Source organism: Georgenia deserti (assembly GCF_042680605.1).
In the GTDB taxonomy this organism is placed as follows: Bacteria; Actinomycetota; Actinomycetes; order Actinomycetales; family Actinomycetaceae; genus Allobogoriella; species Allobogoriella deserti.
Window position 1 is genome coordinate 1 of sequence record NZ_JBHUEE010000015.1, and the last position, 22,465, is coordinate 22,465.

The 22,465-nt window shown below is 72.4% G+C and carries 21 protein-coding genes and 2 tRNA genes; 15 read left to right on the top strand and 8 right to left on the bottom strand.

Annotation, left to right across the window (positions count from 1 at the left end):
- Positions 1–98: 98 nt before the first annotated feature.
- The 3 genes from ACFSE6_RS18620 to ACFSE6_RS18630 all read right to left on the bottom strand — a co-directional run bounded on the left by ACFSE6_RS18620 (position 99) and on the right by ACFSE6_RS18630 (position 1,712).
- A tRNA-His gene (locus ACFSE6_RS18620) sits at positions 99–174 on the bottom strand.
- A gap of 100 nt (positions 175–274) precedes the next feature.
- Positions 275–988 (bottom strand): oligoribonuclease, encoded by a 714-nt coding sequence (gene orn / locus ACFSE6_RS18625; RefSeq protein ID WP_388010992.1) that lies wholly within the window; start codon positions 986–988, stop codon positions 275–277.
- Positions 989–1,007: 19 nt separating this feature from the next.
- Positions 1,008–1,712, bottom strand: a complete 705-nt coding sequence (locus ACFSE6_RS18630; RefSeq protein WP_388010995.1) for a phosphotransferase — start codon at positions 1,710–1,712, stop codon at positions 1,008–1,010.
- A gap of 216 nt (positions 1,713–1,928) precedes the next feature.
- Here ACFSE6_RS18630 and ACFSE6_RS18635 point away from each other — a divergent pair.
- The 6 genes from ACFSE6_RS18635 (at position 1,929) to ACFSE6_RS18660 (ending at position 8,128) form a co-directional block, all read left to right on the top strand.
- Positions 1,929–2,001, top strand: a tRNA-Arg gene (locus ACFSE6_RS18635).
- 88 nt (positions 2,002–2,089) lie between these two features.
- Complete coding sequence (locus ACFSE6_RS18640; RefSeq protein WP_388010998.1) at positions 2,090–3,670, top strand: GTPase domain-containing protein; 1,581 nt, start codon at positions 2,090–2,092, stop codon at positions 3,668–3,670.
- Positions 3,667–5,121 carry a GTPase gene (locus tag ACFSE6_RS18645; RefSeq protein ID WP_388011001.1) on the top strand — a complete coding sequence of 485 codons (1,455 nt, stop codon included), beginning with the start codon at positions 3,667–3,669 and terminating at the stop codon, positions 5,119–5,121. The genes ACFSE6_RS18640 and ACFSE6_RS18645 overlap by 4 nt, the downstream gene beginning before the upstream one ends.
- Positions 5,122–5,269: 148 nt before the next feature.
- Positions 5,270–5,785: a single-stranded DNA-binding protein gene (locus tag ACFSE6_RS18650; protein WP_388011004.1), complete on the top strand. Its 516-nt coding sequence runs from the start codon at positions 5,270–5,272 to the stop codon at positions 5,783–5,785.
- A 130-nt stretch (positions 5,786–5,915) separates the two neighbouring features.
- Entirely contained in the window at positions 5,916–7,598 is a 1,683-nt protein-coding gene (ettA, locus tag ACFSE6_RS18655; RefSeq protein ID WP_388011007.1) for an energy-dependent translational throttle protein EttA, read from the top strand.
- 8 nt (positions 7,599–7,606) lie between these two features.
- Positions 7,607–8,128: an acyl-CoA thioesterase gene (locus tag ACFSE6_RS18660; RefSeq protein ID WP_388011010.1), complete on the top strand. Its 522-nt coding sequence runs from the start codon at positions 7,607–7,609 to the stop codon at positions 8,126–8,128.
- Positions 8,129–8,139: 11 nt separating this feature from the next.
- Here ACFSE6_RS18660 and ACFSE6_RS18665 read toward each other — a convergent pair whose 3' ends face one another.
- The gene (locus tag ACFSE6_RS18665) at positions 8,140–9,825 is read right to left on the bottom strand and encodes a GNAT family N-acetyltransferase (RefSeq protein WP_388011013.1); all 1,686 of its coding nucleotides are present in this window, start codon (positions 9,823–9,825) and stop codon (positions 8,140–8,142) included.
- A 116-nt stretch (positions 9,826–9,941) separates the two neighbouring features.
- Here ACFSE6_RS18665 and ACFSE6_RS18670 point away from each other — a divergent pair, with 116 nt between their 5' ends.
- From ACFSE6_RS18670 to ACFSE6_RS18680, 3 genes are all read left to right on the top strand, one after another.
- A complete protein-coding gene (locus ACFSE6_RS18670; protein ID WP_388011016.1) occupies positions 9,942–10,907 on the top strand; it encodes an N-acetylmuramic acid 6-phosphate etherase in 966 nt (321 codons plus the stop codon).
- Positions 10,904–11,761: a MurR/RpiR family transcriptional regulator gene (locus tag ACFSE6_RS18675; protein ID WP_388011019.1), complete on the top strand. Its 858-nt coding sequence runs from the start codon at positions 10,904–10,906 to the stop codon at positions 11,759–11,761. Before ACFSE6_RS18670 ends, ACFSE6_RS18675 begins: the two co-directional genes overlap by 4 nt.
- A 155-nt stretch (positions 11,762–11,916) precedes the next feature.
- Complete coding sequence (locus ACFSE6_RS18680; protein ID WP_388011022.1) at positions 11,917–12,546, top strand: DUF4282 domain-containing protein; 630 nt, start codon at positions 11,917–11,919, stop codon at positions 12,544–12,546.
- 101 nt (positions 12,547–12,647) lie between these two features.
- Here ACFSE6_RS18680 and ACFSE6_RS18685 read toward each other — a convergent pair whose 3' ends face one another.
- The 3 genes from ACFSE6_RS18685 to ptsP are packed head-to-tail and all read right to left on the bottom strand — an operon-like array spanning position 12,648 to position 15,780.
- A complete protein-coding gene (locus ACFSE6_RS18685; RefSeq protein WP_388011024.1) occupies positions 12,648–13,607 on the bottom strand; it encodes an acyl-CoA thioesterase in 960 nt (319 codons plus the stop codon).
- A 26-nt stretch (positions 13,608–13,633) separates the two neighbouring features.
- Positions 13,634–14,029, bottom strand: a complete 396-nt coding sequence (locus ACFSE6_RS18690; protein WP_388011102.1) for a globin — start codon at positions 14,027–14,029, stop codon at positions 13,634–13,636.
- A 59-nt stretch (positions 14,030–14,088) separates the two neighbouring features.
- Entirely contained in the window at positions 14,089–15,780 is a 1,692-nt protein-coding gene (ptsP, locus tag ACFSE6_RS18695; protein WP_388011027.1) for a phosphoenolpyruvate--protein phosphotransferase, read from the bottom strand.
- Between the two features lie 186 nt (positions 15,781–15,966).
- On the opposite strand from ptsP, the gene ACFSE6_RS18700 reads away from it, so the two are divergent.
- Together ACFSE6_RS18700 and malQ are read left to right on the top strand one after the other, a co-directional pair.
- Entirely contained in the window at positions 15,967–16,197 is a 231-nt protein-coding gene (locus ACFSE6_RS18700) for a PTS sugar transporter subunit IIB (RefSeq protein WP_388011030.1), read from the top strand.
- A gap of 11 nt (positions 16,198–16,208) precedes the next feature.
- On the top strand, positions 16,209–18,356 hold the full coding sequence (gene malQ / locus ACFSE6_RS18705; RefSeq protein ID WP_388011105.1) for a 4-alpha-glucanotransferase: 2,148 nt from the start codon (positions 16,209–16,211) through the stop codon (positions 18,354–18,356).
- A 51-nt stretch (positions 18,357–18,407) separates the two neighbouring features.
- Here malQ and ACFSE6_RS18710 read toward each other — a convergent pair whose 3' ends face one another.
- On the bottom strand, positions 18,408–19,667 hold the full coding sequence (locus tag ACFSE6_RS18710) for a PTS transporter subunit EIIC (protein WP_388011033.1): 1,260 nt from the start codon (positions 19,665–19,667) through the stop codon (positions 18,408–18,410).
- Positions 19,668–19,842: 175 nt separating this feature from the next.
- Between ACFSE6_RS18710 and ACFSE6_RS18715 the strand changes: the two genes are divergently transcribed.
- Genes ACFSE6_RS18715 through rlmN form a run of 4 tightly spaced genes read left to right on the top strand, consistent with a single transcriptional unit; the run spans position 19,843 to position 22,449 of the window.
- Positions 19,843–20,073: a PTS sugar transporter subunit IIB gene (locus ACFSE6_RS18715; protein WP_388011036.1), complete on the top strand. Its 231-nt coding sequence runs from the start codon at positions 19,843–19,845 to the stop codon at positions 20,071–20,073.
- Positions 20,070–20,528 carry a PTS sugar transporter subunit IIA gene (locus ACFSE6_RS18720; RefSeq protein WP_388011039.1) on the top strand — a complete coding sequence of 153 codons (459 nt, stop codon included), beginning with the start codon at positions 20,070–20,072 and terminating at the stop codon, positions 20,526–20,528. The genes ACFSE6_RS18715 and ACFSE6_RS18720 overlap by 4 nt, the downstream gene beginning before the upstream one ends.
- Complete coding sequence (locus tag ACFSE6_RS18725; RefSeq protein WP_388011042.1) at positions 20,519–21,217, top strand: HAD family hydrolase; 699 nt, start codon at positions 20,519–20,521, stop codon at positions 21,215–21,217. The genes ACFSE6_RS18720 and ACFSE6_RS18725 overlap by 10 nt, the downstream gene beginning before the upstream one ends.
- 41 nt (positions 21,218–21,258) lie before the next feature.
- Complete coding sequence (rlmN, locus tag ACFSE6_RS18730; protein WP_388011045.1) at positions 21,259–22,449, top strand: dual-specificity RNA methyltransferase RlmN; 1,191 nt, start codon at positions 21,259–21,261, stop codon at positions 22,447–22,449.
- Positions 22,450–22,465 lie beyond the last annotated feature (16 nt).

Sequence of the window (22,465 nt, forward strand, 5' to 3'; positions counted from 1 at the left end):
ACCCCGCCCAACAGCGGAACGATGACCCGACACACACACCCAGCAAAAACAAAGAAGTGCCGGGACACCGAGTGAACGATGTCCCGACACTTCACACATGGGGTGAGTGACGGGATTTGAACCCGCGACATCCGCGACCACAACGCGGCGCTCTACCAACTGAGCTACACCCACCATTGCTGCGGTGTGCCGGCGGCTCGCGCAGGCACGGCAGCAGTCCACCAGCATAGCCGAACGGGTACTGCCCGCCGTAATCGCGCGGGCGTGGTCTGAGTCACCCGGTGGGAGGGTCCGCGGTCCCGGCCCCGGTGGCTCCAGGCGTCTCGGCTCGCGAGACCTGGCCGTTGGCGTGCTGCTCGACGACAGCCGCAGTCGGCTCCGCGGAGACCGCGTCAGCGGCGGCCTTGACGGTGGGGGAGTCGGGGCCCTCGCCGTCGGGGAACAGTGCCGCTCGGTAGTACCGCAGCTCGTCGATGGACTCGAGGATGTCGGCGAGTGCACGGTGCCCACCGGCCTTGGCCGGTGAGTGGAAGTAGGCGCGCGGGTACCAGCGCCGGGCGAGCTCCTTGATGGAGGAGACGTCGATGATGCGGTAGTGCAGGTGGTCGACCACCTCCGGCATGTCGCGGACCAGGAAGGTGCGGTCGGTGCCGACCGAGTTTCCCGCCAGCGGCGCCTTCTTCGGCTCCGGCACCCACTGCTTGACGTACTCGAGGACGCGACGGCGGGCCTCGTCCATCGACAGCCCGTCGTCGAGCTCGTCCAGCAGGCCGGACGAGGTGTGCATGGTGCGGACGACGTCGTTCATCTGCTCGACGGCACCTGGCGTGGGCCGGATGGTCAGATCGATACCGGCGTCGACGGGAACGAGTTCGGAGTCGGTGACGACGACGGCGACCTCGATCAGCGCGTCCCTGTCCAGGTCCAGACCGGTCATCTCGCAGTCGACCCAGACGATCGGGTCCTTCGGGGTGGTTCGTCCGCTCACCCGCCCAGGGTACGTCCCGTCACAGACGCCTCCGCCGCCGGCTGGCCGTCCGCCGCAGCCACGCCTCGAGCCGGCGACGTTCGTGGTCGCTCACGTACCGATCCCCGGCCCGCCGGGCGACCAGCTCCGGAAGCAGCGCCGACACGGCAGCCTGATCGAGATCGGCCACGTAGTCGGCCACCAATCGATTCCGGAGCGTCGAGACCGCAGCTCGCATCCACCACGGCGCGTCAACGGTGGAGGTGGCCAGGATGACCCAGGTGTTCGCCAGGTCGGCCTCGGGCGGCCCCGACCGTGCGTTCGCCCAATCGATGAGCACCGGGCCGTCCGGGCTCATCAGCACGTTCATGGGATGTAGGTCGAGATGGAGCAGGGTGGTGCCGGGGATTCCGCTCGGTGCGAGCCCCGCCGGCGAAGCCACGCGGTGGACGGTCTCGTGCAGCTCGTGAAGGACACCCGCCGCGGCCCTCGTTCGCCACGACCGGCGGAGTAGCTCCGTCTGGAGCGTCGGCCCGGTGACCTTGTCGAGCACCACGGCTCCGTCGTCGGTGACCTCGTGCACCGCAGGGACCGGGACGCCCCCGGCGCGTGCGGCAGCCATGACGGCCGCCTCCTCGGCCAGGCTCCGGCCGTCCCGCGCCCGGCGCAGGACGAGCCCGTCTCCGAGCTCGAAGATCTCGGCGTCTCGTCCGCTCGCGATCAGCGGACCGACTGGGCCGGTCACGGCCGCGGTCGGCGGGCGGGAGGTCGAGGCACGCGTTCAGCCAAGCGCCGCTGCGACGCTCATGTCAACGCCGCGGGGCGGCCGCGCATTCGTGGCCGCGCATATCCAAGGCAGACCATGGGGCAGTTCCGCGTGCGGCATACTGGAGTGCCGGCGTGTGGCAACGAGGGGCGGTGTCGCCGGATCATGGACTCCGCTCGGCTGATGCCCCTCAAGGCCCCCGTAGCTCAACGGATAGAGCAACGAGCTTCTAACTCGTAGGCTGCAGGTTCGAGTCCTGCCGGGGGCGCCCCGAGCGAGCGGTCCATCAGTCCCGGCGGACCCGCCGGAAATGAGAGTCGTCGCACGTCGCGGCCACATCCGGTCACAATGGACGGGTGACCACGCCCGCACATGTCGCCGCCAGCCCCGAACCTGCGGGTGCCGCGCGCCATCCCCGGCTGGCCGTCGTCACCCACCTCGAGCGCGACGTCGACGAGGTCGGCTTCCCGCTGGACATCCCCGGTGCCGACGGGTTGCGTGCCCTCCGGGAGCGGATCCTCACGCAGATCGGTGCTCGGCTCCTGCCGAGGCTGAAGGACGAAGCCGCGCCCGCCGTCGTCGTGCTCGGGGGCTCGACCGGCGTCGGGAAGTCCACCCTCGTCAACTCGCTGCTCGGCGACGACGTCACCGAGGCGAGTGTCCTGCGACCCACGACGCGTAACCCCATCGTGGCGATCCATCCGCAGGACCTGCCGCTGGTCGAGGGTCGTCCGATCACCGAGCTCGCCGACGTGGTCACCCATGACGACGTCCCCGCGGGCCTGGCCCTGCTGGACGCGCCCGACCTCAACTCCGTCGACGCCCGCAACCGCTCCCTGGCCAACCAACTCCTGGAGACCGCGGACCTGTGGGTGTTCGTCACCAGCGCCTCACGCTACGGCGACGCCCTGCCGTGGCAGCTCCTGGGCGAGGCGCACTCTCGCGGCATCACGACCGCCGTCGTCCTCAACCGGGTGCCTAGCGAGGTCCTGGCGCAGGTCCGCAAGGACCTCATGGGCCGCCTCGACGGACTCGGCCTCGGCTCGGCCCCCTTGTTCGTCATCTCTGACGCCGGGCCGCACGAGGGGCCGTTGGACCGCGCCGCCGTGGCGGAACTGGCCGCCTGGTTACGCCTGGTCTCCGACCGTCACCGGGGAGCCGGCGTGGTCCGGCGGACCAACCGCGGCATCTGGGCGGGGCTTCGCGAGGAGCTCGCCCGGCTGGCGGACGGTGCGGACGCCCAGGTCGACGCCGTCAGCGCGCTACGCCGCCGTGCCGAGGAGGCCGCCGAGGAACCGGCCAAGGAGTTGCGCAAGGCGCTCGCCGACGGCCGCGCCGGGCTCGGCGCGCCGACGACGCGGTGGCTCTCCCTCGCCTCCTCCGGAGGTCCGCTCGCCCCGCTCGTGCGGCGTCGCGTTCTGCCGAGCCTGTTGCCCGGCCGCGTCCAGGAGGCCCGGGAGAAGGCCGCGGCCGCACTCGCGGACGAGACGGCGGCGGCCGTCCGGCTCCTCGTCGCCGACGCGCTGCGCCGCGCCGCGGCTGGTGTACGCCAGGCCTGGTCCGATCCTGACCTCGGCGCCGAGCGGCTGATGGCGGCCGTGGCCGAGAACGGCGGAGCGGACGCGACTGCCCGCGACGTCGTCGACGGCTGGCGTGCCGCCGTCCGGGACCAGGTCGGTGACGGGGACCGCACGCTTCGTGGGGGCGGTCTGGCTGCGCTGGTGCAGACCGGCGCCGCCGGCGTGGCCGGTGCCGCCGACGCGGCCGCGCGGCTCGCTCCAGGGGCCGTCGCGCAGGCACGTGAGGATCTCCTCGACCGCGCCGAGGCGGCCGTGCGCGCCGTCCTCGACCCGTACCTCACGCAACTCGAAGATCTGCCGGTGCAGCCGGGCACAGCGTTGCGGCTGCGCGCCACGGAACTGAAGGAGCACGCATGAGTGTCGCGGCCGACGTCGATTCGACCGCACCCGACGCCGCCGAACTCGCCGAACGGGCCGACGCCGTCGTCGTCGCCCTGGACCGAGCCGGAGACATGGTCGACCCCGATCTGGCCGACCGCGCGCGCCGCGACCTCGACGCCGTGGCGGCACGCCTCGAACGCGGCGGCGACCGCACCGTCGTCGCCCTGGTGGGCGGGACCGGATCGGGCAAGTCCTCCCTGTTCAACGCGATCTCCGGGCTGCGGTTCGCCGACGTCGGCGCACTGCGGCCCACCACCGAGGTCGCCGCGGCCTGCGTCTGGGGAGAGGAGGCCGACAAACTCCTCGACTTCCTCGAGGTCAGCCCCGAGCGGCGCATCCAGCGCGAGTCGCTGCTCGACGGCGACACCGAGCGCCCACTGCACGGCATGGTCCTGCTCGACCTACCGGACCACGACTCCATCGCCCGCCACCACGCCCACCTCGTGGACCGGCTGCTCCCGGTGGTCGACCTGCTGGTCTGGGTCGTCGACCCCCAGAAGTACGCCGACGAGGCCCTGCACGAGCGGTACCTGCGCGGACTGGCCGGTCGCAAGGAGGCGATGCTCGTCCTGGTCAATCAGGCCGACACGCTTCCCGACGGTGCAATCGAGAAGATCATGACCGACATCACCGACCTGCTCGCCGAGGACGGGCTCGACGGCGTCCGGGTCATGCCCACCTCGGCGGTCGACGGGACCGGGATCGCCGAGGTGCGCGAGATCCTCGCCGACGTGGTCGCCCGGCCGTCGGTCACCCTGACGACGGCGCAGGCGGAGGTCGACGCCGTCGCACGCCGGCTCGCGCCGGCCGTCGGGCCCGAGGAGCCGGATCCGGACGACGTCGACGCCGAGGTCGAGGAGCTCGCCCGGTCGGCCGGCGTGGAGTCGGTGACGGCCTCACTGCGCATGGCCGGCCAGGGGCCGGGCCGCGGCGCAGTGGCCCGGCCGGAACCTCCCGCGGAATCGACGGTTGCCGCAGTACGGGACGGGTGGGTGGCCAAGGTCTCTCAGGAGCTGCCCGATCGCTGGGCGCGTGCCGTGGACGACGCCGTCACCGGTCCCGGCCGGATCCAGGGAGCGGTGGCCGAGGCGGTGGGGTCCGTGCCCGTGCCGCTGACCGGGTCCGGCCGTGCCGTGCGCTTTGCGGCGGCAGCAGCCGTGCTCGCCGTGCTGACCGTCGTCTACGTGGTCCTGGGACTGACCGGTCTCGATGTGGCGGTCGCGGCAGCGGCCGTCCCAGCGCTCGGTGCTGTGGCGCTTCTTGTTCTCGCGGGCCGTGTGCGCCGTGGCGACGCCGCGCGAGCGGCACAGACCTACCGCTCAGAGGTCGTCGCGGCGATCCGAGACGTCGCACGACGCACGCTCGCCGACCCGGTCCGGCCGGTGCTCGACACACACCGCGCCGTTCGGGAGGCTCTCACTGGGTAGCCGCCCGCCAGGGCACGGTCCGTCCACAGCGACGGTGCATGCTGCCGGGTCGTCCACAGCGACTCACCGACGGTGGGCGCGGTGGAGGTGGGGCGCGCCACGGTTCTCCTCGAGGCCGGCACGGTGCCGGCCCGGAGAGGAGTTCACGATGAACGAGATCGAGGTCTGCATCAGCGGCAACGTCGGCACGGAGCCGACCCGCGTGGTGGTCAACAGCGGCAGCAGCTACGCCCGCTTCCGCCTGGCGACCAGCCCACGTTTCCGCGGTGCCGACGGCGAGTTCCGTGACGGCGAGACCCAATGGTTCACGGTCAAGGCCTGGGGTGATCTGGGCGAGAACGTCATCGCCTCGCTCCACAAGGGGGCGCCGGTCCTGCTGCGCGGCAAGCTGCAGACGGAGACGTGGGGTGAGAACAACGAGCACTCCGCGACCGTGGTCATGGCCAACGCCATCGGTCACAACCTCCGCAACGGCACGACGGCGTTCACCCGTACCGTCCGGGAGTCCGCCGCGGGCGATGTGCCGGGTGCCGACGGCGAGCGTGGCGACGCGCTCGTCGGTCCGGACGGCACGCGGTACGACGCGGCCGAGCTCGAGTCCGCCGAGCTCGAACGGGCGGCGCTCGACTCGGCGGCCGCGGAACCGGAGACGAGCGCCGTGTAGGCGGTGTCGGTCGCAGCGCGCTGCTGCGGCCACCGTGGCCGGTTCTCCGTTCGCGCGCTCGGCTGACTACGCTGGTGCCGACGTGGCCGCCGTTCGGGCGGCCGATCCACGGACGCGAATGCGGAGAGCAGTGGCTGAGTACATCTACTCCATGGTCCGGGCCCGCAAGGCTCACGGTGACAAGGTCATCCTCGACGACGTCACGATGGCGTTCCTCCCGGGTGCCAAGATCGGCATGGTCGGCCCGAACGGCGCCGGCAAGTCGACGATCCTCAAGATCATGGCCGGGATGGACACGCCGTCGAACGGTGAGGCGCGTCTGAGCCCCGGCTACAGCGTGGGCATCCTCGAACAGGAGCCGCCGCTGAACGAGGAGAAGACGGTGCTCGGCAACGTCCAGGAGGGCGTCGGCGAGATCCTCACCAAGGTCCAGCGGTTCAACGAGATCGGCGAGCTCATGGCTGAGCCCGACGCCGACTTCGACGCCCTGATGGAAGAGATGGGCAAGCTGCAGGGCGAGATCGACGCCGCGAACGCCTGGGACCTGGATTCCCAGCTCGCCCAGGCGATGGACGCCCTGCGATGCCCGCCGCCGGACGCCGACGTCACGGTGCTCTCCGGCGGTGAGCGCCGCCGCGTCGCCCTGTGCAAGCTGCTGCTCGAGCAGCCGGACCTGCTGCTGCTCGACGAGCCCACGAACCACCTGGACGCCGAGTCCGTCCAGTGGCTGGAGCAGCACCTCGCGAACTACCCCGGCGCCGTCATCGCGGTCACGCACGACCGGTACTTCCTCGACCACGTCGCCGAGTGGATCGCCGAGGTCGATCGCGGTCGCCTCTACCCGTACGAGGGCAACTACTCGACCTACCTCGAGAAGAAGCAGCAGCGGCTCGAGGTCCAGGGCAAGAAGGACGCCAAGCTCCAGCGTCGCCTCAAGGAGGAGCTGGAGTGGGTCCGCTCCAACGCGAAGGGCCGTCAGGCCAAGTCCAAGGCCCGTCTGGCCCGTTACGAGGAGATGGCCGCCGAGGCGGAGCGCACCCGGAAGCTGGACTTCGAGGAGATCCAGATCCCGCCGGGCCCACGCCTGGGCTCGGTGGTCATCGAGGCGAACGACCTGCGTAAGGGCTTCGGCGACCGGCAGCTGATCGACGGCCTGTCGTTCTCGCTGCCGCCGAACGGCATCGTCGGCGTCATCGGCCCGAACGGTGTCGGTAAGACGACGTTGTTCAAGACGATCGTCGGCCTGGAGCCACTCGACGGCGGTGACCTGAAGATCGGGGAGACCGTCAAGATCTCCTACGTCGACCAGACCCGCGCCGGCATCGACCCGGACAAGCCGCTGTGGGAGGTCGTCTCGGACGGACTCGACTTCATCCAGGTCGGCAACGTGGAGATGCCCTCGCGGGCCTACGTCTCGGCGTTCGGTTTCAAGGGCCCGGACCAGCAGAAGCCTGCCGGCGTGCTCTCCGGCGGTGAACGGAACCGGCTGAACCTCGCGCTGACGCTCAAACAGGGCGGCAACTTGCTCCTGCTCGACGAGCCGACGAACGACCTCGACACCGAGACGCTCGGTTCCCTGGAGAACGCGCTGTTGAACTTCCCCGGCTGCGCCGTGGTGGTCAGCCACGACCGGTGGTTCCTCGACCGCGTCGCCACCCACATCCTCGCGTGGGAGGGCGACGCCGAGAACCCGGCGAAGTGGTACTGGTTCGAGGGGAACTTCGAGTCCTACGAGCAGAACAAGGTCGAGCGGCTCGGCCCGGAGGCCGCGCGTCCGCACGCGGTGACCTACCGCAAGCTCACGCGCGACTGAGGCGCCGGATGGCACGGCTGCGCATCCCGCTGCACATCCGGTGGAGCGACGTCGACGGCTATCAGCACGTCAACAACGCGAAGATGTTCACCCTCCTGGAGGAGGCGCGTATCGCGGCGTTCTGGGCCTCAACTCCCGGTGACCGGCAGTTCGCCGCCTCACCGGGGGAGGGGCCCGGGGACGACGGCCAGGGTCGCGGGGGTGGTGGCGAGGTGCCCGGCACGAAGATCCTCGCCACCGGTCCCGGCTCGGGCACGAACACCTACATCGCCCGCCAGGAGATCGAGTACCTCGCGCCGCTGCCCTACACGCTGCGGCCCATCGAGGTGGAGTTGTGGATCTCGCACCTCGGCGGCGCCAGCATCGACGTCTGCTACGAGGTCCCCGGCCCCGACGGGCCGGCCGCCCGGGCGATGACCACCTTGGTGCTCATCGACGAGGCCACCGGCCGGCCCAGGCGGATGACGCCGGAGGAGCGCGCCAGTTGGGAGCCCTACAGGGACGATCCGGTCACCTTCCGGCGCCGGTGACGCCGGGGCGGCTACGGCCGAGGTAGCCGCAGTCCCATCACCAGTCCGGTGGCGCCGTGCTCGAGAACCCGGAAACCGATGTGCTCGTAGAAGCCGATGGCGCGCACGTTCCGGCCACCGACGCCCAGATGGATCCCCGGTACGTCCCGCTGTGCCACTGCATCGAGGACCGACTCGATGAGGCGGCGACCGTTCCCACCACCTTGCCCCTCCGGGACGATGTCGATGTGCAGGTGTGCCGGGAACTGCACCAACCACGGGGCGTTCGTGCGCGGCGGCTCGTGCAGCCGACGGATCTGCCCCGCGTCGGGGGAGTCGTCGCCCTCGTCCGGAAGCGGGTACCGCGCCCGCAGCGCGGGCCACCAGCGCTCCTCGCACCACTGCTCGAACGCCGTGGTGTCCGCCGTCGCCACCGAGTAGCCCACCGGGGTTCCGTTATGGCCTCGCAGCACCCGGACGAGATCGGGCTCGCGCTCGAGGTAGGCGCCGAGGAAGTTGTGTCCGAGCAGCTCGCCGTGGCGGTACAGAGCGGTGGCGTCCCCACCCGAGTCTCCGGTCCGCAGGCAGATGTCGTACAGCACCGGTCTGTCCTCGGGCCGGTACCGGTCGACGACGAGGCCGGTCTCGCCACGTCCCGTAGCCGCCGGCGGGATCGCGAGCGGACCGTCTCCGGCGGGGTCGGAGGTCGGCTGACCCCCGCCGTCGGCGGCGGAGCGCAGTGCCGCCTGGACGCCCGCACGGACGCCCGCCGGCTCCGGCACCGCCCACCCCGCACGCTGGGCGGCGAGCCGCAGCGCTCCCACCACCGGGGGACCTGCGTCGCGCACCCGGTCGCCGAGCTCGGCGAGCACACCGCCGCGCACCGGTCCGTCGTTGGTCAGGACCGACCCGGCGAGCACGACGGCCGGGCTCTGCCGGTCCACCACCGACAGGGTGTGCAGCAGTGCCGTCACCGCACGCTGGACGATCGAGACGGCGACGGCGTCCCCGTCGGCGGCACATCGGCTCACCACCGGAGCGAAGCGCCCGAGCTCGGCGGGGGAATGCACGTCCAGCACCCGCACCAGGTCCTGGCGCGGGTCACCGGTGCTCGGCCCGACCGCGTCGGCCAGCGCGCGGGCCTCAGCGGTCAGCGCCGTCGCCGGACCCCGGCCGTCGAGCTCCGCCGCCGCAGCCCGCAGCCCCTCCAGTGCCAGCCACACCCCCGACCCGGTATCGCCCAGCACCCATCCGAGACCGTCGCATCGCTGCGCCTGCTCGAAAGCCGAGAAGCGGGCCGCCACGGCACCGGTGCCGGCCAGCAGCAGGGCGCCGTCCGGGTTCTCGGACCCGGCCGCGAACGCGACCACCGGGTCCGTGACCACCTCGACCACGCCGGGGCGCGGGCCGAGGGGGGCGAGCGCGGCATCGACCATGGTGACGACGCGGTCCCGGCCGGCCGGTCCGGCCCCGGAGACCCCGGCCAGGCAGGCGATCACCTCGGGCGCACGACCGGTTCTCGCCCGGGCAGTGGCCACGGTCTCGGTGAGCAGCTCGCGCAACGTCGTGCTCAGTTCACCGGTCGAGGACCGGAGGTTCGCGCCCCCGCCGCGCGCCGCCGCGGCGACCGCGCCGTCCGGTGACAGCACGGCCACGGTCGACGAGGTCCCGCCCACGTCGACGCCGATGACGACGGGGAGCCGTGATCCCTCTGCCATGCCTACCTCGCGTTCCTCGTATGTGGTGACAATTTCCCGCCGCTACGCTAGCTGTGAAAGTTTCCTTCTGCAGCGACTGCCGTCCGATCGCCGACACGACCCGACCGGAGACCACGATGACCGACCACCGCCGAGACGTGCTGCGATCGCCCACCGAGGAACGCAACCCGCGCACCGAGCAGATCGACCAGCTCGGCAGTCGCCCGCTGGTCGACCTCGTCCTCGGTGAGGACCGCGGGGTCGTCGCAGCGGTGGAGGCAGCCGCGGGAGCCCTCGCCGAACTCGTCGACCACGCCGTGCGCGCGGTCGACGACGGCTATCGCCTGCACTACGTCGGGTCAGGGACCTCGGGCCGCCTCGGCGTGCTCGACGCCGTCGAACTGTTGCCGACCTATGACGTCGGCGAGGAAACCGTCCGGGCGCACCTGGCCGGCGGTCTCGACGCCCTGGTGCACGCGGCAGAGGGGGCCGAGGACGACGACGCCGCGGGTGCCGAGCTCGCCGGCGCGTTCTCCGCCGGTGACCTCGTGATCGGGATCGCCGCGTCCGGGCGCACCCCCTACGTCGGCGGCGCGCTGCGCGCCGCGCGCCGGGTCGGCGCGGCCACAGGCCTGATCACGAACAACCCGCACGCGCCCCTCGCCGAGCACAGCGACGTCATCGTTGCGCTCGACACCGGTCCCGAGGTCGTCACCGGCTCCACCCGGATGCGGGCGGCGACGGCCCAGAAGATCGCGCTCAACACCTTCTCCACGGCGGCGATGGTCCGCTTGGGCAGGACGTACTCGAACCTGATGATCTCCGTGCGTGCGACCAACGAGAAGCTGCGGGCACGGACCGTGCGGATGCTCGTCCAGGCCAGCGGCGCGGAACCTGACCGCTGCGCCGCCGTTCTCGAGGCGGCCGGGCGCGAGGTTCGTCCTGCCCTGGTCGCCCTGCTCGCGGGCACCGACGACATCGCCGCCGCGCGGACGGCGGCGGAGCGCTTCCCTCCGGACCCGGACCGCACCGGCGACCCGGCAGGGGTGCGGGCCGCCGTCGCGGCACTGGGCGCCGTGTCTTCCGGCGGGCCGCAGCCGTGAGTTCCGTCCCGGTACGGCTGCGTGGGCTGCTCGGCCAGCTGTCACCGGCCACGCGCCGGGTGGCCGCCCATGTCCTTGCCGATCCGCATGCGGCGGCACAGTCGACCATCACGGAGCTTGCCGAGCAGACCGGGACGTCGCAGAGCACGATCGTGCGCCTGTGCCACGAGACCGGGCTCGCCGGCTACCGCGAGTTCCGACTCGCGCTCGCGGCGGACGTCGCCCGGTCCGACGCCGAGACCCCCACGGGGATCACCAGCGACATCTCCCCGGACGACGAGCTGGCCACCGTCGTCGCCAAGATCGCGGTCGCGGACACCCGCGCGGTCAACCAGACCGCACAGGCACTCTCCGTCCCGGACCTGGAGGCCGTCGTCGTCGCCGTCGCCCGGGCTCGGCAGATCGGGATCTACGGCGTCGGCGCCTCGGGGATCGTCGCGGCGGACCTGGAGCAGAAGCTACGCCGTATCGGACTCGTCGCAGCCGCCCACACCGACATCCATCTGGCGCTGACCTCCGCCGCCCTGCTGACCGGCGACGACGTCGCGATCGGTCTGTCCCACAGCGGCACCACGTCCGAGACCGTCGACGCGCTCGCCACGGCCCGCCGCGCCGGCGCGGTGACGGTGGCCGTCACCGACGCGCCCCGTTCACCCGTCGCCGCGGCCGCGGACCGCGTCCTGCTCACCGCCGCGCAGGAGACCAGGTTTCGCTCGGGTGCCACCGCTTCCCGGCTCGCCCAGCTCACCGTGGTCGACTGTCTTTACGTCGGCGTCGCCCAGCGCACCTACGCCGCCAGTCGCCGCGCGCTCGAGCTCACCCGCGACGCCGTCAGCCACCGGCGCCGGACCTGATCGTCGGCGGCACCGGCCGGTCGAGGTGCGTGCCTCGTACTTGTGTGCGGCACCGGACCCGGCACGCGGGAACGTCGCACGTCAGGCCGGTGAGGCGGTGTGTCCACTAGTCTCCCGGTACGCAGACGTGACGTCACCGAGAACGGAGTCCGACCGTGTCGAGCCAACCTCCAGTCCCGCCCAACTCCGGCAGTGGTGGGCCGCCGCCGTGGCAGCAGGGCCAGCCCGGGCAGCCCCCGCAGGGCCAGCCCGGTCAGCCCCCGCAGGGCCCGCCGCCCGGACGGCCGCCGCAGGGGCCGCCACCAGGCCAGCCGCCACAGGGGCAGCCCGGCGGCCCGCCCCCGCAGCAGCGTCCCGGCTTCGGCGGTCCGGGCGGTCCCGGTGGTCCGGGTGGGCCCGGCCCGTACGGCGGCCCGCAGTGGGGCGAGCAGCAGGAGCAGGAGGGCGGCTTCTTCAAGGCGCTGTTCGACCTGTCCTTCACGAAGTACATCACCATCACCTTCGCGAAGGTGATCTACGTCCTGCTGATCGTCGTCGCCGTGCTGATGTGGCTCGGCTGGATCATCGCCGGGTTCGCCAGTGGTGCGGCCATGGGTGCGGTGCCGGGTAGCGGCGGCGGGTCCGCCGTCCCGGGCGTGCTCGCGCTGCTGTTCGGCTGGATCCCGGCGTTCCTCATGATCATCTTCTACCGGGTCGGCCTCGAGATCGCGGTCTCGCTGATCCGGCAGGCGCAGAACACCACCAAGCTCGTCGAGCAGAACGAGAAGTTGCTGCAGCGCAAATGACGTGACAGGCCGATCGGCCCGCCGCGTCACGACGCCCCTCGCCGCCGCGGCGGCGAGGGGCGTCGTGCGTCATGAGGGGCTGTGCGAGGACCCCGGCCCGGTCACTCGAGGGTGTCTTCCGGCACCCGCACCATGCCCTCCTGGGCGACCGTGGCGACATGCCGCCCGGCGGTGTCGAAGATCCGGGCCAGGCCGAGGCCGCGCCCGCCCTGTGCGCTCGGGGACTCCTGCACGTAGAGCAGCCACGCCCCGGCGTCGACCGGTCGGTGCCACCACATGCCGTGGTCCAGGCTCGCCACCGACAGCCCGTCGGCCTGCCAGCTCAGTCCGTGCCGGCGCAGCACCGGCTCGAGGAGGACCTGGTCGCACGCGTAGGCGAGCAGGGCCCGGTGCTGCAGCTGGGTCATCGCCTCCGGCAGCGAGGTGCGCGCCCGCATCCACAGCATCTGGCGGTCCGTCGGCTCGCCGGGCGGCCGCAGGTAGATCTCCGGGTCGACGTGCCGGATGTCGAAGGCCGCTGTCGAGGACAGGAACCGGGCCACCGGGTGGTCCACCGATGCCAGCAGGTCGACGGCGCTGCCCAGGGTCTCCGGGTCGGGCGCCGCGGGAGCCGGCGACGCGTGATCGCGGCCGGGCTGGTCCTCCTGGTACGAGGAGATCAGCGACAGGATCGGCTTGCCCTGCTGCACCGCATGGGTGCGCCGGGTCGAGAACGAGCGCCCGTCGTGCAGTCGCTCGACGACGAAGGAGATCGGCTCCTCGACCTTCCCGGGGCGGAGGAAGTACCCGTGGACCGAATGCAGCTGCCGTAGCCCATCGCCGTCGTCGGGAAGGGTCTCGGCCGCGGCCAGCACGGACTGGGCCAAGACCTGCCCGCCGTAGATCCGACCGGTGACCTGGGGGAGCGAGCCACCGGTGAACTCGTCGGTTCCCACCCGCCGCAGCCGCAGGGTGCGCAGGACGCTGCCCAGTGGCTCCTCGTCGGTGGCCGGGACGTCGATGACCTGCTCGATCGCGGTTGTGGCCGGAGCCACGGCGGCCTCGGAATCTGGGTCGGTCATGGACCTCTCCTCGCTCGGTGCCGGGCTCACAGCAGCGAGCGCCGGTGCTCGGCGCCGGGTTCGGCGGTGTTGACCATCGCGTGGGCGGCGCGTTCGAGATAGTCCCACAGCACCGCCTCGAGCTCGGGCTCGAGACCGACCTCCTCGACCGCGGCACGCATGTGCGTCAACCAGCGGTCGCGCGCGTCGGTGGTGACGGCGAACGGCATGTGACGCATGCGCAGCCTCGGGTGCCCGCGCTGGTCGGAGTACGTCGTCGGGCCGCCCCAGTACTGCTCGAGGAACATCCGCAGCCGTTGCTCGGCGCCCTCCCAGTCGTCCTGCGGGTACAGCGGCGCGAGCACCTCGTCCTCGCGCACACCTTGGTAGAAGCGGTGGACCAGGCGGACGAACGTTTCGTGCCCGCCCATGGCCTCGTACATGCTGGCCGGCGAGTCGCCGCCGGGCGTTCCGGGCGTGGTGGTCACCCCTCCATGATGACCTACAGGCCGAGCTCTGCGAGCACCGGAAGCGCCTCGCGCACGCGGGATCTGGCGTCGGCCGCGGACTCGGCGGCCAGCGCCGCCCCCGCGAGCTCGCGGCACGCCTGCAGATCCGTGGCCTGCAGCACCGCCGCCACCTCGCCCAGCGCCCGCGGAGTCATGGACAGCGACGTCACGCCGAGACCGACGAGGACGACGGCGAGGGCCGGGTCCGCGGCGGCCTCGCCGCACACGCCGACCGGCCGGGACTGCTGCGCTCCGCCGGCGCAGGTCGCCTCGACGAGGCGCAGGACGGCGGGCTGCCACGGATCGGACAGCTCGGCCAGCGACCCGAGCAGCCGGTCCGCGGCCATGGCGTACTGGGTGAGGTCGTTGGTGCCGAGGGAGGCGAACGTGGCACGCGCCAGGATGGGGCCGGACAGCAGGGCCGCGCTCGGCACCTCGACCATGACCCCGGCCCTGGTCAGGCCGTACCGCCCGCAGGCGGCGACGAACGCCTCGGTCTCCTCGACCGTGGCCACCATGGGCGCCATCACCCACACGTCGGCCTCGTGATCCGCAGCCGCCTGGGCGATCGCAGCGAGCTGGTGGTCGAGCACCTCGGGTGCGTGCCGGCTCGTGCGCAGGCCCCGCACCCCGAGCGCCGGATTGACCTCGTCGTCGGCGACGACGAACGGCATCGGCTTGTCGGCGCCCGCGTCGAGCGTGCGGATCACCACCTTCTTCCCGGGGAAGTGCGCGAGGACCTTGCCGTACGCGGCCGCCTGCTCCTCGATCCCCGGCTCCTCCGTCCGGTCCAGGAAGCAGAACTCCGTGCGGAACAGTCCGACGCCCTGCGCGTTCGCGGCCTCGGCCGCCTCGGCGCTCGTCGGGTCGCCGACGTTGGCGAGCAGTTCGACGTCGTGCCCGTCCGCTGTGCGCCCGTGCCCGTCGAACGGCCGGGTCGTGGCCGCGGGACGCCGCGCTGCGGCGATCTCCTCCTCGGTCGGGTCGACCCGGACCGTCCCGGCCCCGCCGTCGACCAGGACCGTCCGGTCGTCGGTGAGGGTCTCCAGCGCGCCACGCAGGCCCACCACGGCCGGGATACCGAGTGAGCGGGCGAGGATCGCGGTGTGCGAGGTCGGCCCACCCTCGGCGGTGACGATGGCGCGCACGCGCTCAGGGTCGAGCAGCGCGGTGTCCGCCGGTGCGAGGTCGAGCGCGACGAGGACGAACGGCTCGGCCCGCTGCGGCACCCCGGGCACCGGCGCGCCGGTGAGCTCGGCGATGATCCGGTCCCGGACGTCGGCGACGTCGCGCGCCCGTTCGGCCATGTAACCGCCGAGCTCGCGCAGCTGCTCCGCCACCGTCCCGGCCGCCTGCCAGACCGCGCGTTCGGGCGGCAGACGCTCGCCCCGCACGAGGTCGGCCGCGGTGCCGACCAGGGTCGGATCCGCCGCCATCTGCGCCGTGGTCTCGAGCAGCTCACGGCGTTCCCCCTCGACCGACGCCGCCGACCGTTCCAAGTCCTCGGCGACGGCCTGGGCTGCCCGGCCGATGCGCTCGGCCTCGGGATCGACCCGGTCCTCGGGCACGGGCGGGCCCGTGTCCGGTTCCCCGGCCGGTGGGCGCACCTGCGCGACCGGGCCCGCCGCCCGGCCCGGGCTCACGCCGACGCCGCGCACGAGGTCGCTCGAGTCGGTGGTGGTCATCGTTGCTCCTCTTCCCCGCGGTTGCGAGCCATCATGCCGTGCCGGACGCTGGGCGCGCAGTCAGGTCCGGTGGTGCGCGTGGCCCGCGCGCCAGTCCGTGTCCGTGCAGGTGCGGGCGGTAGGCTTCATGAAGGCACGCGGGCGTGCTCCGCCCGCGCATTCGTCCGATCCCGATGGAGGAGTCACATGAGCAAGGCCGAGAACATCCTGGCCGCCCTAGGGGGTGCACCGAACGTCGTCGTGGTGGAACCGTGCATCACCCGGTTGCGCGTGGAGGTCAAGGACCCGGCCGTGGTGGGTGAGTCGGACCTGAAGGCCACCGGTGCGTTCGGCGTCGTCCGCACCGGACGGGTCGTCCAGATCGTCGTCGGTCCGGAGGCGGACGACCTCGCCGAGGAGATCAGCACGCTGCTGTGAGTTCCTCGACGATGCCGGCCGACACCGTCGCCCCCGGGCCCGAGCTGCGCCGACTCGCGGCGGCGCACGGGATCGCCACCGAGTTCACGGACTACACCGGCGAGGCTCGTCAGGTCTCCGCCGCAACCGTGCGTGCCGTCCTCGCGGCGCTCGGCGTGCCGGCCGACACCGACGAGGAGGTGGCGGCGGGCCTCGAGGCGGTCGAACTCGCTCCCTGGCAGGACGTGCTCCCGCCGTGCGTCGTCGCCCGGGCCGGCCGTGAGCGCAGCGTGCGGGTCCACGTGCCCGACGGCGCGACCGTCGAGGTGGCGGTCCAGCTCGCGGGCGGCGGTCGTCGCGACCTCGAGCACCGCCCGGACGACACCCCGCCGCGCTACGTCGATGGCGTCCGGACCGGCCGGGCGAGCGTGGCACTGCCGCCGGATCTGCCGGTGGGCTGGCACGAACTCGTCGCCACCGTCGACGGCGCCGAGGCGGCCCGCGCCCCCCTCGCCGTCGCCCCGGACAAGCTGGCCGACCCGCCCGTGGCGACCGGCCGCGGCTGGGGATTCATGGCCCAGCTCTACTCCGTCCGGTCGGATCACTCGTGGGGCATCGGGGACCTCGCCGACCTCACCGAACTCGCGGGCCACTTCGGCGACCTGGGCGCCGACTTCCTCCTCATCAACCCGCTGCACGCCGCCGAGCCGACCGCGCCGATGACGCCGTCGCCGTACCTGCCCGTGACCCGGCGCTTCGTCAACCCGATCTACATCCGGCCCGAGGAGATCCGCGAGGCCGCCTACCTCACCGGGCCGCAGCGTGCCCTCGTGGACTGGGCCGGCGAGGAGGTACGCGCCACCAACCGCGCGAACACCCCGATCGACCGGGACGCCGTGTGGTCGGCCAAGCGGGAAGCCCTCGGCGTCGTCTACGACGCCCCACGTAGCCGCTCTCGCCGGCGTGCGCTGGAGCGGTTCCGTGCCGAGGAGGGGCAAGGTCTCGAGGACTTCGCGCTCTGGTGCGCGTTGCAGGAGAAGTACGCCGGGGCCGGCTTCCCGGACGAGCTGCGCAACGTCCGCTCGCCCTACGTCGCCCGTGAGCGGCGCGAGCTCGCCGACCGGATCGACTTCTACGTGTGGCTGCAGTGGGTGGCCGACGAACAGCTCGCCGCCGCCCAGCGCGAGGCGCGCACCGCGGGCATGGGCCTGGGCGTGATGCACGACCTCGCCGTCGGCGTCCATCCCGGTGGCGCTGACACCTGGACCGCGCCGGAGGTCTTCGCGCACGGCATCGGCGTCGGCGCGCCGCCGGACATGTACAACCAGCAGGGGCAGAACTGGTCCCAGCCCCCGTGGCGTCCGGACGCCCTGGCCCGCTCCGCGTACGAGCCGCTGCGGCAGATGGTCCGCACCGCGGTCCGCCATGCCGGCGCCATCCGCATCGACCACGTCATGGGGCTTTTCCGGTTGTGGTGGATCCCGGACGGCATGGGCGCCGACGAGGGCACCTACGTGAGCTACGACCACGAGGCCATGGTCGGGGTGGTGCTGCTCGAGGCCGCGCGAGCCGGTGCCACCGTCATCGGTGAGGATCTCGGCACGGTCGAACCGTGGGTGCGCGAGTACCTGGCCGAGCGTGGCGTCCTGGGAACCTCGGTGCTGTGGTTCGAGAAGGACGCCGAGGACCGGCCGCTCCCTCCCGGCAGCTACCGTCGCGGCGTCCTGGCCACGGTCAACACCCACGACCTGCCGCCGGTCGCCGGCTACCTGGCGGAGGAGCACGTGGACATCCGCCGCCGGCTCGGCCTGCTCACCCATCCCGTCGAGGAGGTCCGCGAGCAGGCACGCCGCGAACGTGAGCGGATGATCGCCAGGCTCCGCGAGGAGGGCGTGCTGCCCGAAGACCCGACCGAACGCGAGCTCGTCGAGGCGCTGCATGTCTATCTCGTCCGCACTCCCGCCGTCCTCGTGGGCGTCTCGCTGACGGATGCGGTGGGTGAGCGCCGTGCCCAGAACCAACCCGGCACGGACACCGAGTACCCGAACTGGAAACTGCCGCTGGCGGACGGCGCCGAGCAGGTCGTGATGGTCGAGGACCTGCCCGATTCGCCGCGGCTGACGTCACTGGTGCGCGCCGTCCGGGGCGCCTTCGGCCCGGACGACCGCCTGCCCGGCTGACCCGCCGCGTGCTCCGGTCCCCGGCAGGCTCCGCCCGGCAGAAGGGCCGGCTCAGACCGTCGCCGACGGCGTCGGCATGGTGCCGGTGTCCTCGCGCCCGGGGGTGCGCAGGTCGAACCGCCTGATCGCGAACGAGAACACGAGGTAGTACACGGCCGCGTACCCCAGCCCGATCGGGATCAGCAGCAGTGGACGGTCGGCGAGGCCGAAGTTCAGCACGTAGTCGATCGCTCCGGCCGAGAAGAAGAACCCGTCCCGGATCTCGAGCGCGTTGACCAGCGCGAGGGCCGAGCCGGTCAGCACCGCGTGCACCACGTACAGCGGGTAGGCGACGTAGGCGAACGCGTACTCGAGCGGTTCGGTGATCCCGGTGAGGAACGACGTGAACGCGACCGAGAGCATCATTCCGCCCGTGACCTTGCGGCGCTCGGGCAGCGCGTGCCGCCAGATGGCCATGGCAGCGGCCGGCAGCGCGAACATCATGATCGGGAAGAATCCGGTCATGAAGGTCCCCGCCGTCGGATCGCCGGCGAGGAACCGCCACACGTCCCCGTGCGCCACCTCGCCCGTCCCCTGATTGGTGTAACTGCCGAACTGGTACCACGGCTGGTTGTTGAGGAGGTGATGCAGCCCCAGCGGGATGAGCAGGCGGTTGACGGTGCCGAAGACGAAGCCGCCGACGACGGCGTTGCCCGGGTCGGTCACCCAGTCACCGAAGCCGCCGATGACGTAGTCGAAGGCCGGGTAGACGAGCGCCGACAGGACGGCGAGGACCACCCCGGCCGCCGCGGTGAGGATGGGCACCAGTCGCCGGCCGCCGAAGAAGGCCAGGTACGGCGGAAGCTTGGTCCGGTAGAACCGTTGCCACAGCAGCGCGGAGACGATTCCGAGGACGATTCCGCCGAGCACGCCGTAGTCGATCGTCTCCTCGCCCTCGGCGCCGGCGCCGAAGTACGGCGCCAGCACCTCGAGCACGCCGGTGAAGGTCAGGTAGGAGACAACTGCCGCCAGCGCCGTGGACCCGTCCGCCTTGCGGGCGTAGCCGATCGAGACACCCAGCGCGAACAGCAGGGGCAGATTGTCGAAGACCGCCGTGCCGGCGGCCGAGAAGATGTCCGCGACCGGCTGTACCCACCGCATCCCGTTCCAACTCGCCACGCCCTGGTCGCCGAGAATGTCCTCGTATCCGAGTCGCAGCAGCATGCCGGCGGCGGGCAGCACCGCGATCGGCAGCATGAGCGACCGGCCGATCCGCTGCAGCTGTGCGAAGCCGGGAATCGGCCTGGCGGACGCAGCGGTGGTCGAGGTCATGGCGGAGGCTCCGGGACGGCGACGGTGGGCCAGTGCAGCGAATCGCCACCGCTCGCGCCTGTCAAGGCGCCCGGCCGCGGCTTGACACCCGGGTCGCCGCGGGGTCAGATCGAGGCGGGCGCAGGCGCCCGAGAAAGGACGGGCCTCAGCGCCCGCGGAGCAACGGGAGCGGGACATGAGTCAGGCCGAGCAGATTCTCCAGGCCCTCGGCGGCGAGACCAACGTGCGGGACCTCGAGGCGTGCATCACGCGGCTACGGGTCGAGGTCGACGACCCCGGCAAGGTCGACGAGCCGGGCCTGCGGGCCGCCGGAGCGTTCGGCGTCGTCGTCCAGGGCGAGGCGGTCCAGGTCGTCGTCGGCCCGCAGGCCGACACCATCGCCGAGGACATCGAGGACCTGCGTTGAGTCTGCGCGTGCTCGCGCCGGTCACTGGCTCGGCCGTCGCCCTGACCGACGTCCCCGACCCGGTCTTCGCCGAGGCCATGGTCGGGCCTGGGATCGCCGTCGACCCGGGGCGGGCCGCGCAGGCACAGGTGCGGGCGCCGGTGACCGGGACGGTCGCCAAGCTGCATCCGCACGCCCTGATCGTCCTGGCCGACGGCGGCCGCGGCGTGCTCGTCCACCTCGGCATCGACACGGTCGAACTCGACGGCGCGGGGTTCACGCTGCACGTCAGCGAGCAGGACGCGGTCACGGCCGGTGACGTCCTGGTCACCTTCTCGCCGTCGTCCGTCGCCGACGGCGGGCGCAGCCCCCTGACCCCGGTGGTGGCCCTCGACGCCGCCGCCGACGCCCTGACCGTCGCGGTCCGGCCCGGTGACCAGGTCACCGCCGGGGAGGAGCTCTTCACGTGGACCTGACCGCCGCAGAGCTCGTGGGCGCGCGGCTACGCCGACACGGCGCCGGGGTGCTGCTCGACCTCGACGGGACACTCGTGGACTCCGAACCGACCAACCGCGCCGCCTTCGCCACCTACTTCGCCCGCCGCGGCTGGGACGTGCCGCATGAGACGCTGATGCGCTTCGCCGGCCGGCGCGGGACCGAGGTCCTCGCCGAACTCGACGGCCCCTGGGCCGGGGAGGATCCCGTCACGCTCGCGGACGAGATCGTCGCCTGCCTCGACCCCGAGGCCACCCCACCGGTGCCCGTGCCCGGTGCCGCCGATGCCGTGGCCGCCTGGCGTCGTGCCGGGGTGCCGATCAGCCTGGTGACCTCCGCGCGCCATGACTGGGCGGTGGAGGCCCTGGAGATGCTCGGCGTCGCCGACCTCGGGCTCGCCATGGTCACCGCCGAGTCCGTCGCCGTCGGCAAACCCGATCCCGAACCCTTCCTCCGCGGCGCGGACGCGCTCGGACTCGACCCGGCCGACTGCCTCGCCTTCGAGGACACCCCGGCCGGCCTGGCCGCCGCCCTCGGCGCCGGCGTGGGCCTCGTGGTGGGCGTACGCACCTCGCACCCCGACGCGGTCCTGCGCGAGGCGGGGGCGCATGCCAGCGTCCCGGACATGACCGCCCTGGTCCCGGCCGTCAGTGGCGAAGCACGCACCTGACGCCCCTGCTGCCCGAGGCGCGTGAGACCTACGATGGCTGGGTGCCGACCGAGACCCGACCCCAGGTTCGCCCCGCCACCGAGGGCTGGCAGCAGCAGACCGACGCCGACGGGCGGCCCCTGCTGCAGTTTGCCGCGCCGCGGCGCGGCAAGCCGCCGGTGCACTGGGCCGACCTGAGTGTCACCGAGCGCCAGGACAAGGTCGCCGAGCTGGGACTGCCGCGGTTCCGGGCCACGCAGCTCTCCACGCACTACTTCGCCCACCACACCAGCGACCCGGCTGCTATGACCGACCTGCCGGCGGCCGGCCGGGAGGAGCTGGTGGCCGGCCTCATGCCGCCCCTGCTCACGGAGGTGCGCCGGCTGACCACCGACGACGGCGCCACGGTGAAGTTCCTGTGGAAGCTGCACGACGGGGCGCTGGTCGAGTCGGTCCTCATGCGCTACCCGGGCCGCGTGACATTGTGCGTGTCCTCCCAGGCGGGGTGCGGGATGAACTGTCCGTTCTGCGCCACCGGGCAGAACGGTCTGACCCGCAACATGTCGGCAGCGGAGATCGTCGACCAGGTCGTGGCCGCCAACCGCGCCCTCAGGCGAGGCGAACTCGGCGGGAAGGGCGCGGACGACCACACACCGGACCGCGTCTCCAACATCGTCTTCATGGGGATGGGAGAGCCGCTGGCCAACTACAAGCGGCTCATCCAGGCGGTGCGCACCATGGTCGCCGACCAGCCGCACGGCCTGGGGATGTCGGCCCGCGGCATCACGGTCTCCACGGTCGGGCTCGTCCCGGCGATCACCAAGCTCACGGCCGAACGGATCCCGGTGACCTTTGCGCTGTCCCTGCACGCGCCGGACGACGAGCTGCGCGACGAGCTCATTCCGGTGAACTCGCGCTGGAAGGTCGACGAGGCGCTCGACGCCGCCCGCGCCTACTTCGACGCAACCGGCCGCCGGGTGTCCATCGAGTACGCCCTCATCAAGGATATGAACGACCACGCCTGGCGCGCCGACCTGCTGGCGCAGAAGCTCATCGCCCGTGGTCGCGGTTGGGTGCACGTCAACCCGATCCCGCTCAATCCGACGCCCGGCTCGATCTGGACGGCCTCCGAGCCGGAGGTCACGGCGGAGTTCGTCCGGCGCCTGAACGCCGCCGGTATCCCCACCACCCTGCGCGACACCCGCGGCCAGGAGATCGACGGCGCCTGCGGCCAGCTGGCGGCGGCGGACTGATCCCGAGCGGGCTCGG

Coding starts and splice junctions, on each gene's coding strand:
- ACFSE6_RS18645 (WP_388011001.1), top strand. CDS start 3,667: ATGAGTGTCGCGGCCGACGTCGATTCGACCGCACCCGACGCCGCCGAA.
- ACFSE6_RS18650 (WP_388011004.1), top strand. CDS start 5,270: ATGAACGAGATCGAGGTCTGCATCAGCGGCAACGTCGGCACGGAGCCG.
- ACFSE6_RS18660 (WP_388011010.1), top strand. CDS start 7,607: ATGGCACGGCTGCGCATCCCGCTGCACATCCGGTGGAGCGACGTCGAC.
- ACFSE6_RS18665 (WP_388011013.1), bottom strand. CDS start 9,825: ATGGCAGAGGGATCACGGCTCCCCGTCGTCATCGGCGTCGACGTGGGC.
- ACFSE6_RS18670 (WP_388011016.1), top strand. CDS start 9,942: ATGACCGACCACCGCCGAGACGTGCTGCGATCGCCCACCGAGGAACGC.
- ACFSE6_RS18685 (WP_388011024.1), bottom strand. CDS start 13,607: ATGACCGACCCAGATTCCGAGGCCGCCGTGGCTCCGGCCACAACCGCG.
- ACFSE6_RS18690 (WP_388011102.1), bottom strand. CDS start 14,029: ATGTACGAGGCCATGGGCGGGCACGAAACGTTCGTCCGCCTGGTCCAC.
- ptsP (WP_388011027.1), bottom strand. CDS start 15,780: ATGACCACCACCGACTCGAGCGACCTCGTGCGCGGCGTCGGCGTGAGC.
- ACFSE6_RS18700 (WP_388011030.1), top strand. CDS start 15,967: ATGAGCAAGGCCGAGAACATCCTGGCCGCCCTAGGGGGTGCACCGAAC.
- malQ (WP_388011105.1), top strand. CDS start 16,209: ATGCCGGCCGACACCGTCGCCCCCGGGCCCGAGCTGCGCCGACTCGCG.
- ACFSE6_RS18710 (WP_388011033.1), bottom strand. CDS start 19,667: ATGACCTCGACCACCGCTGCGTCCGCCAGGCCGATTCCCGGCTTCGCA.
- ACFSE6_RS18715 (WP_388011036.1), top strand. CDS start 19,843: ATGAGTCAGGCCGAGCAGATTCTCCAGGCCCTCGGCGGCGAGACCAAC.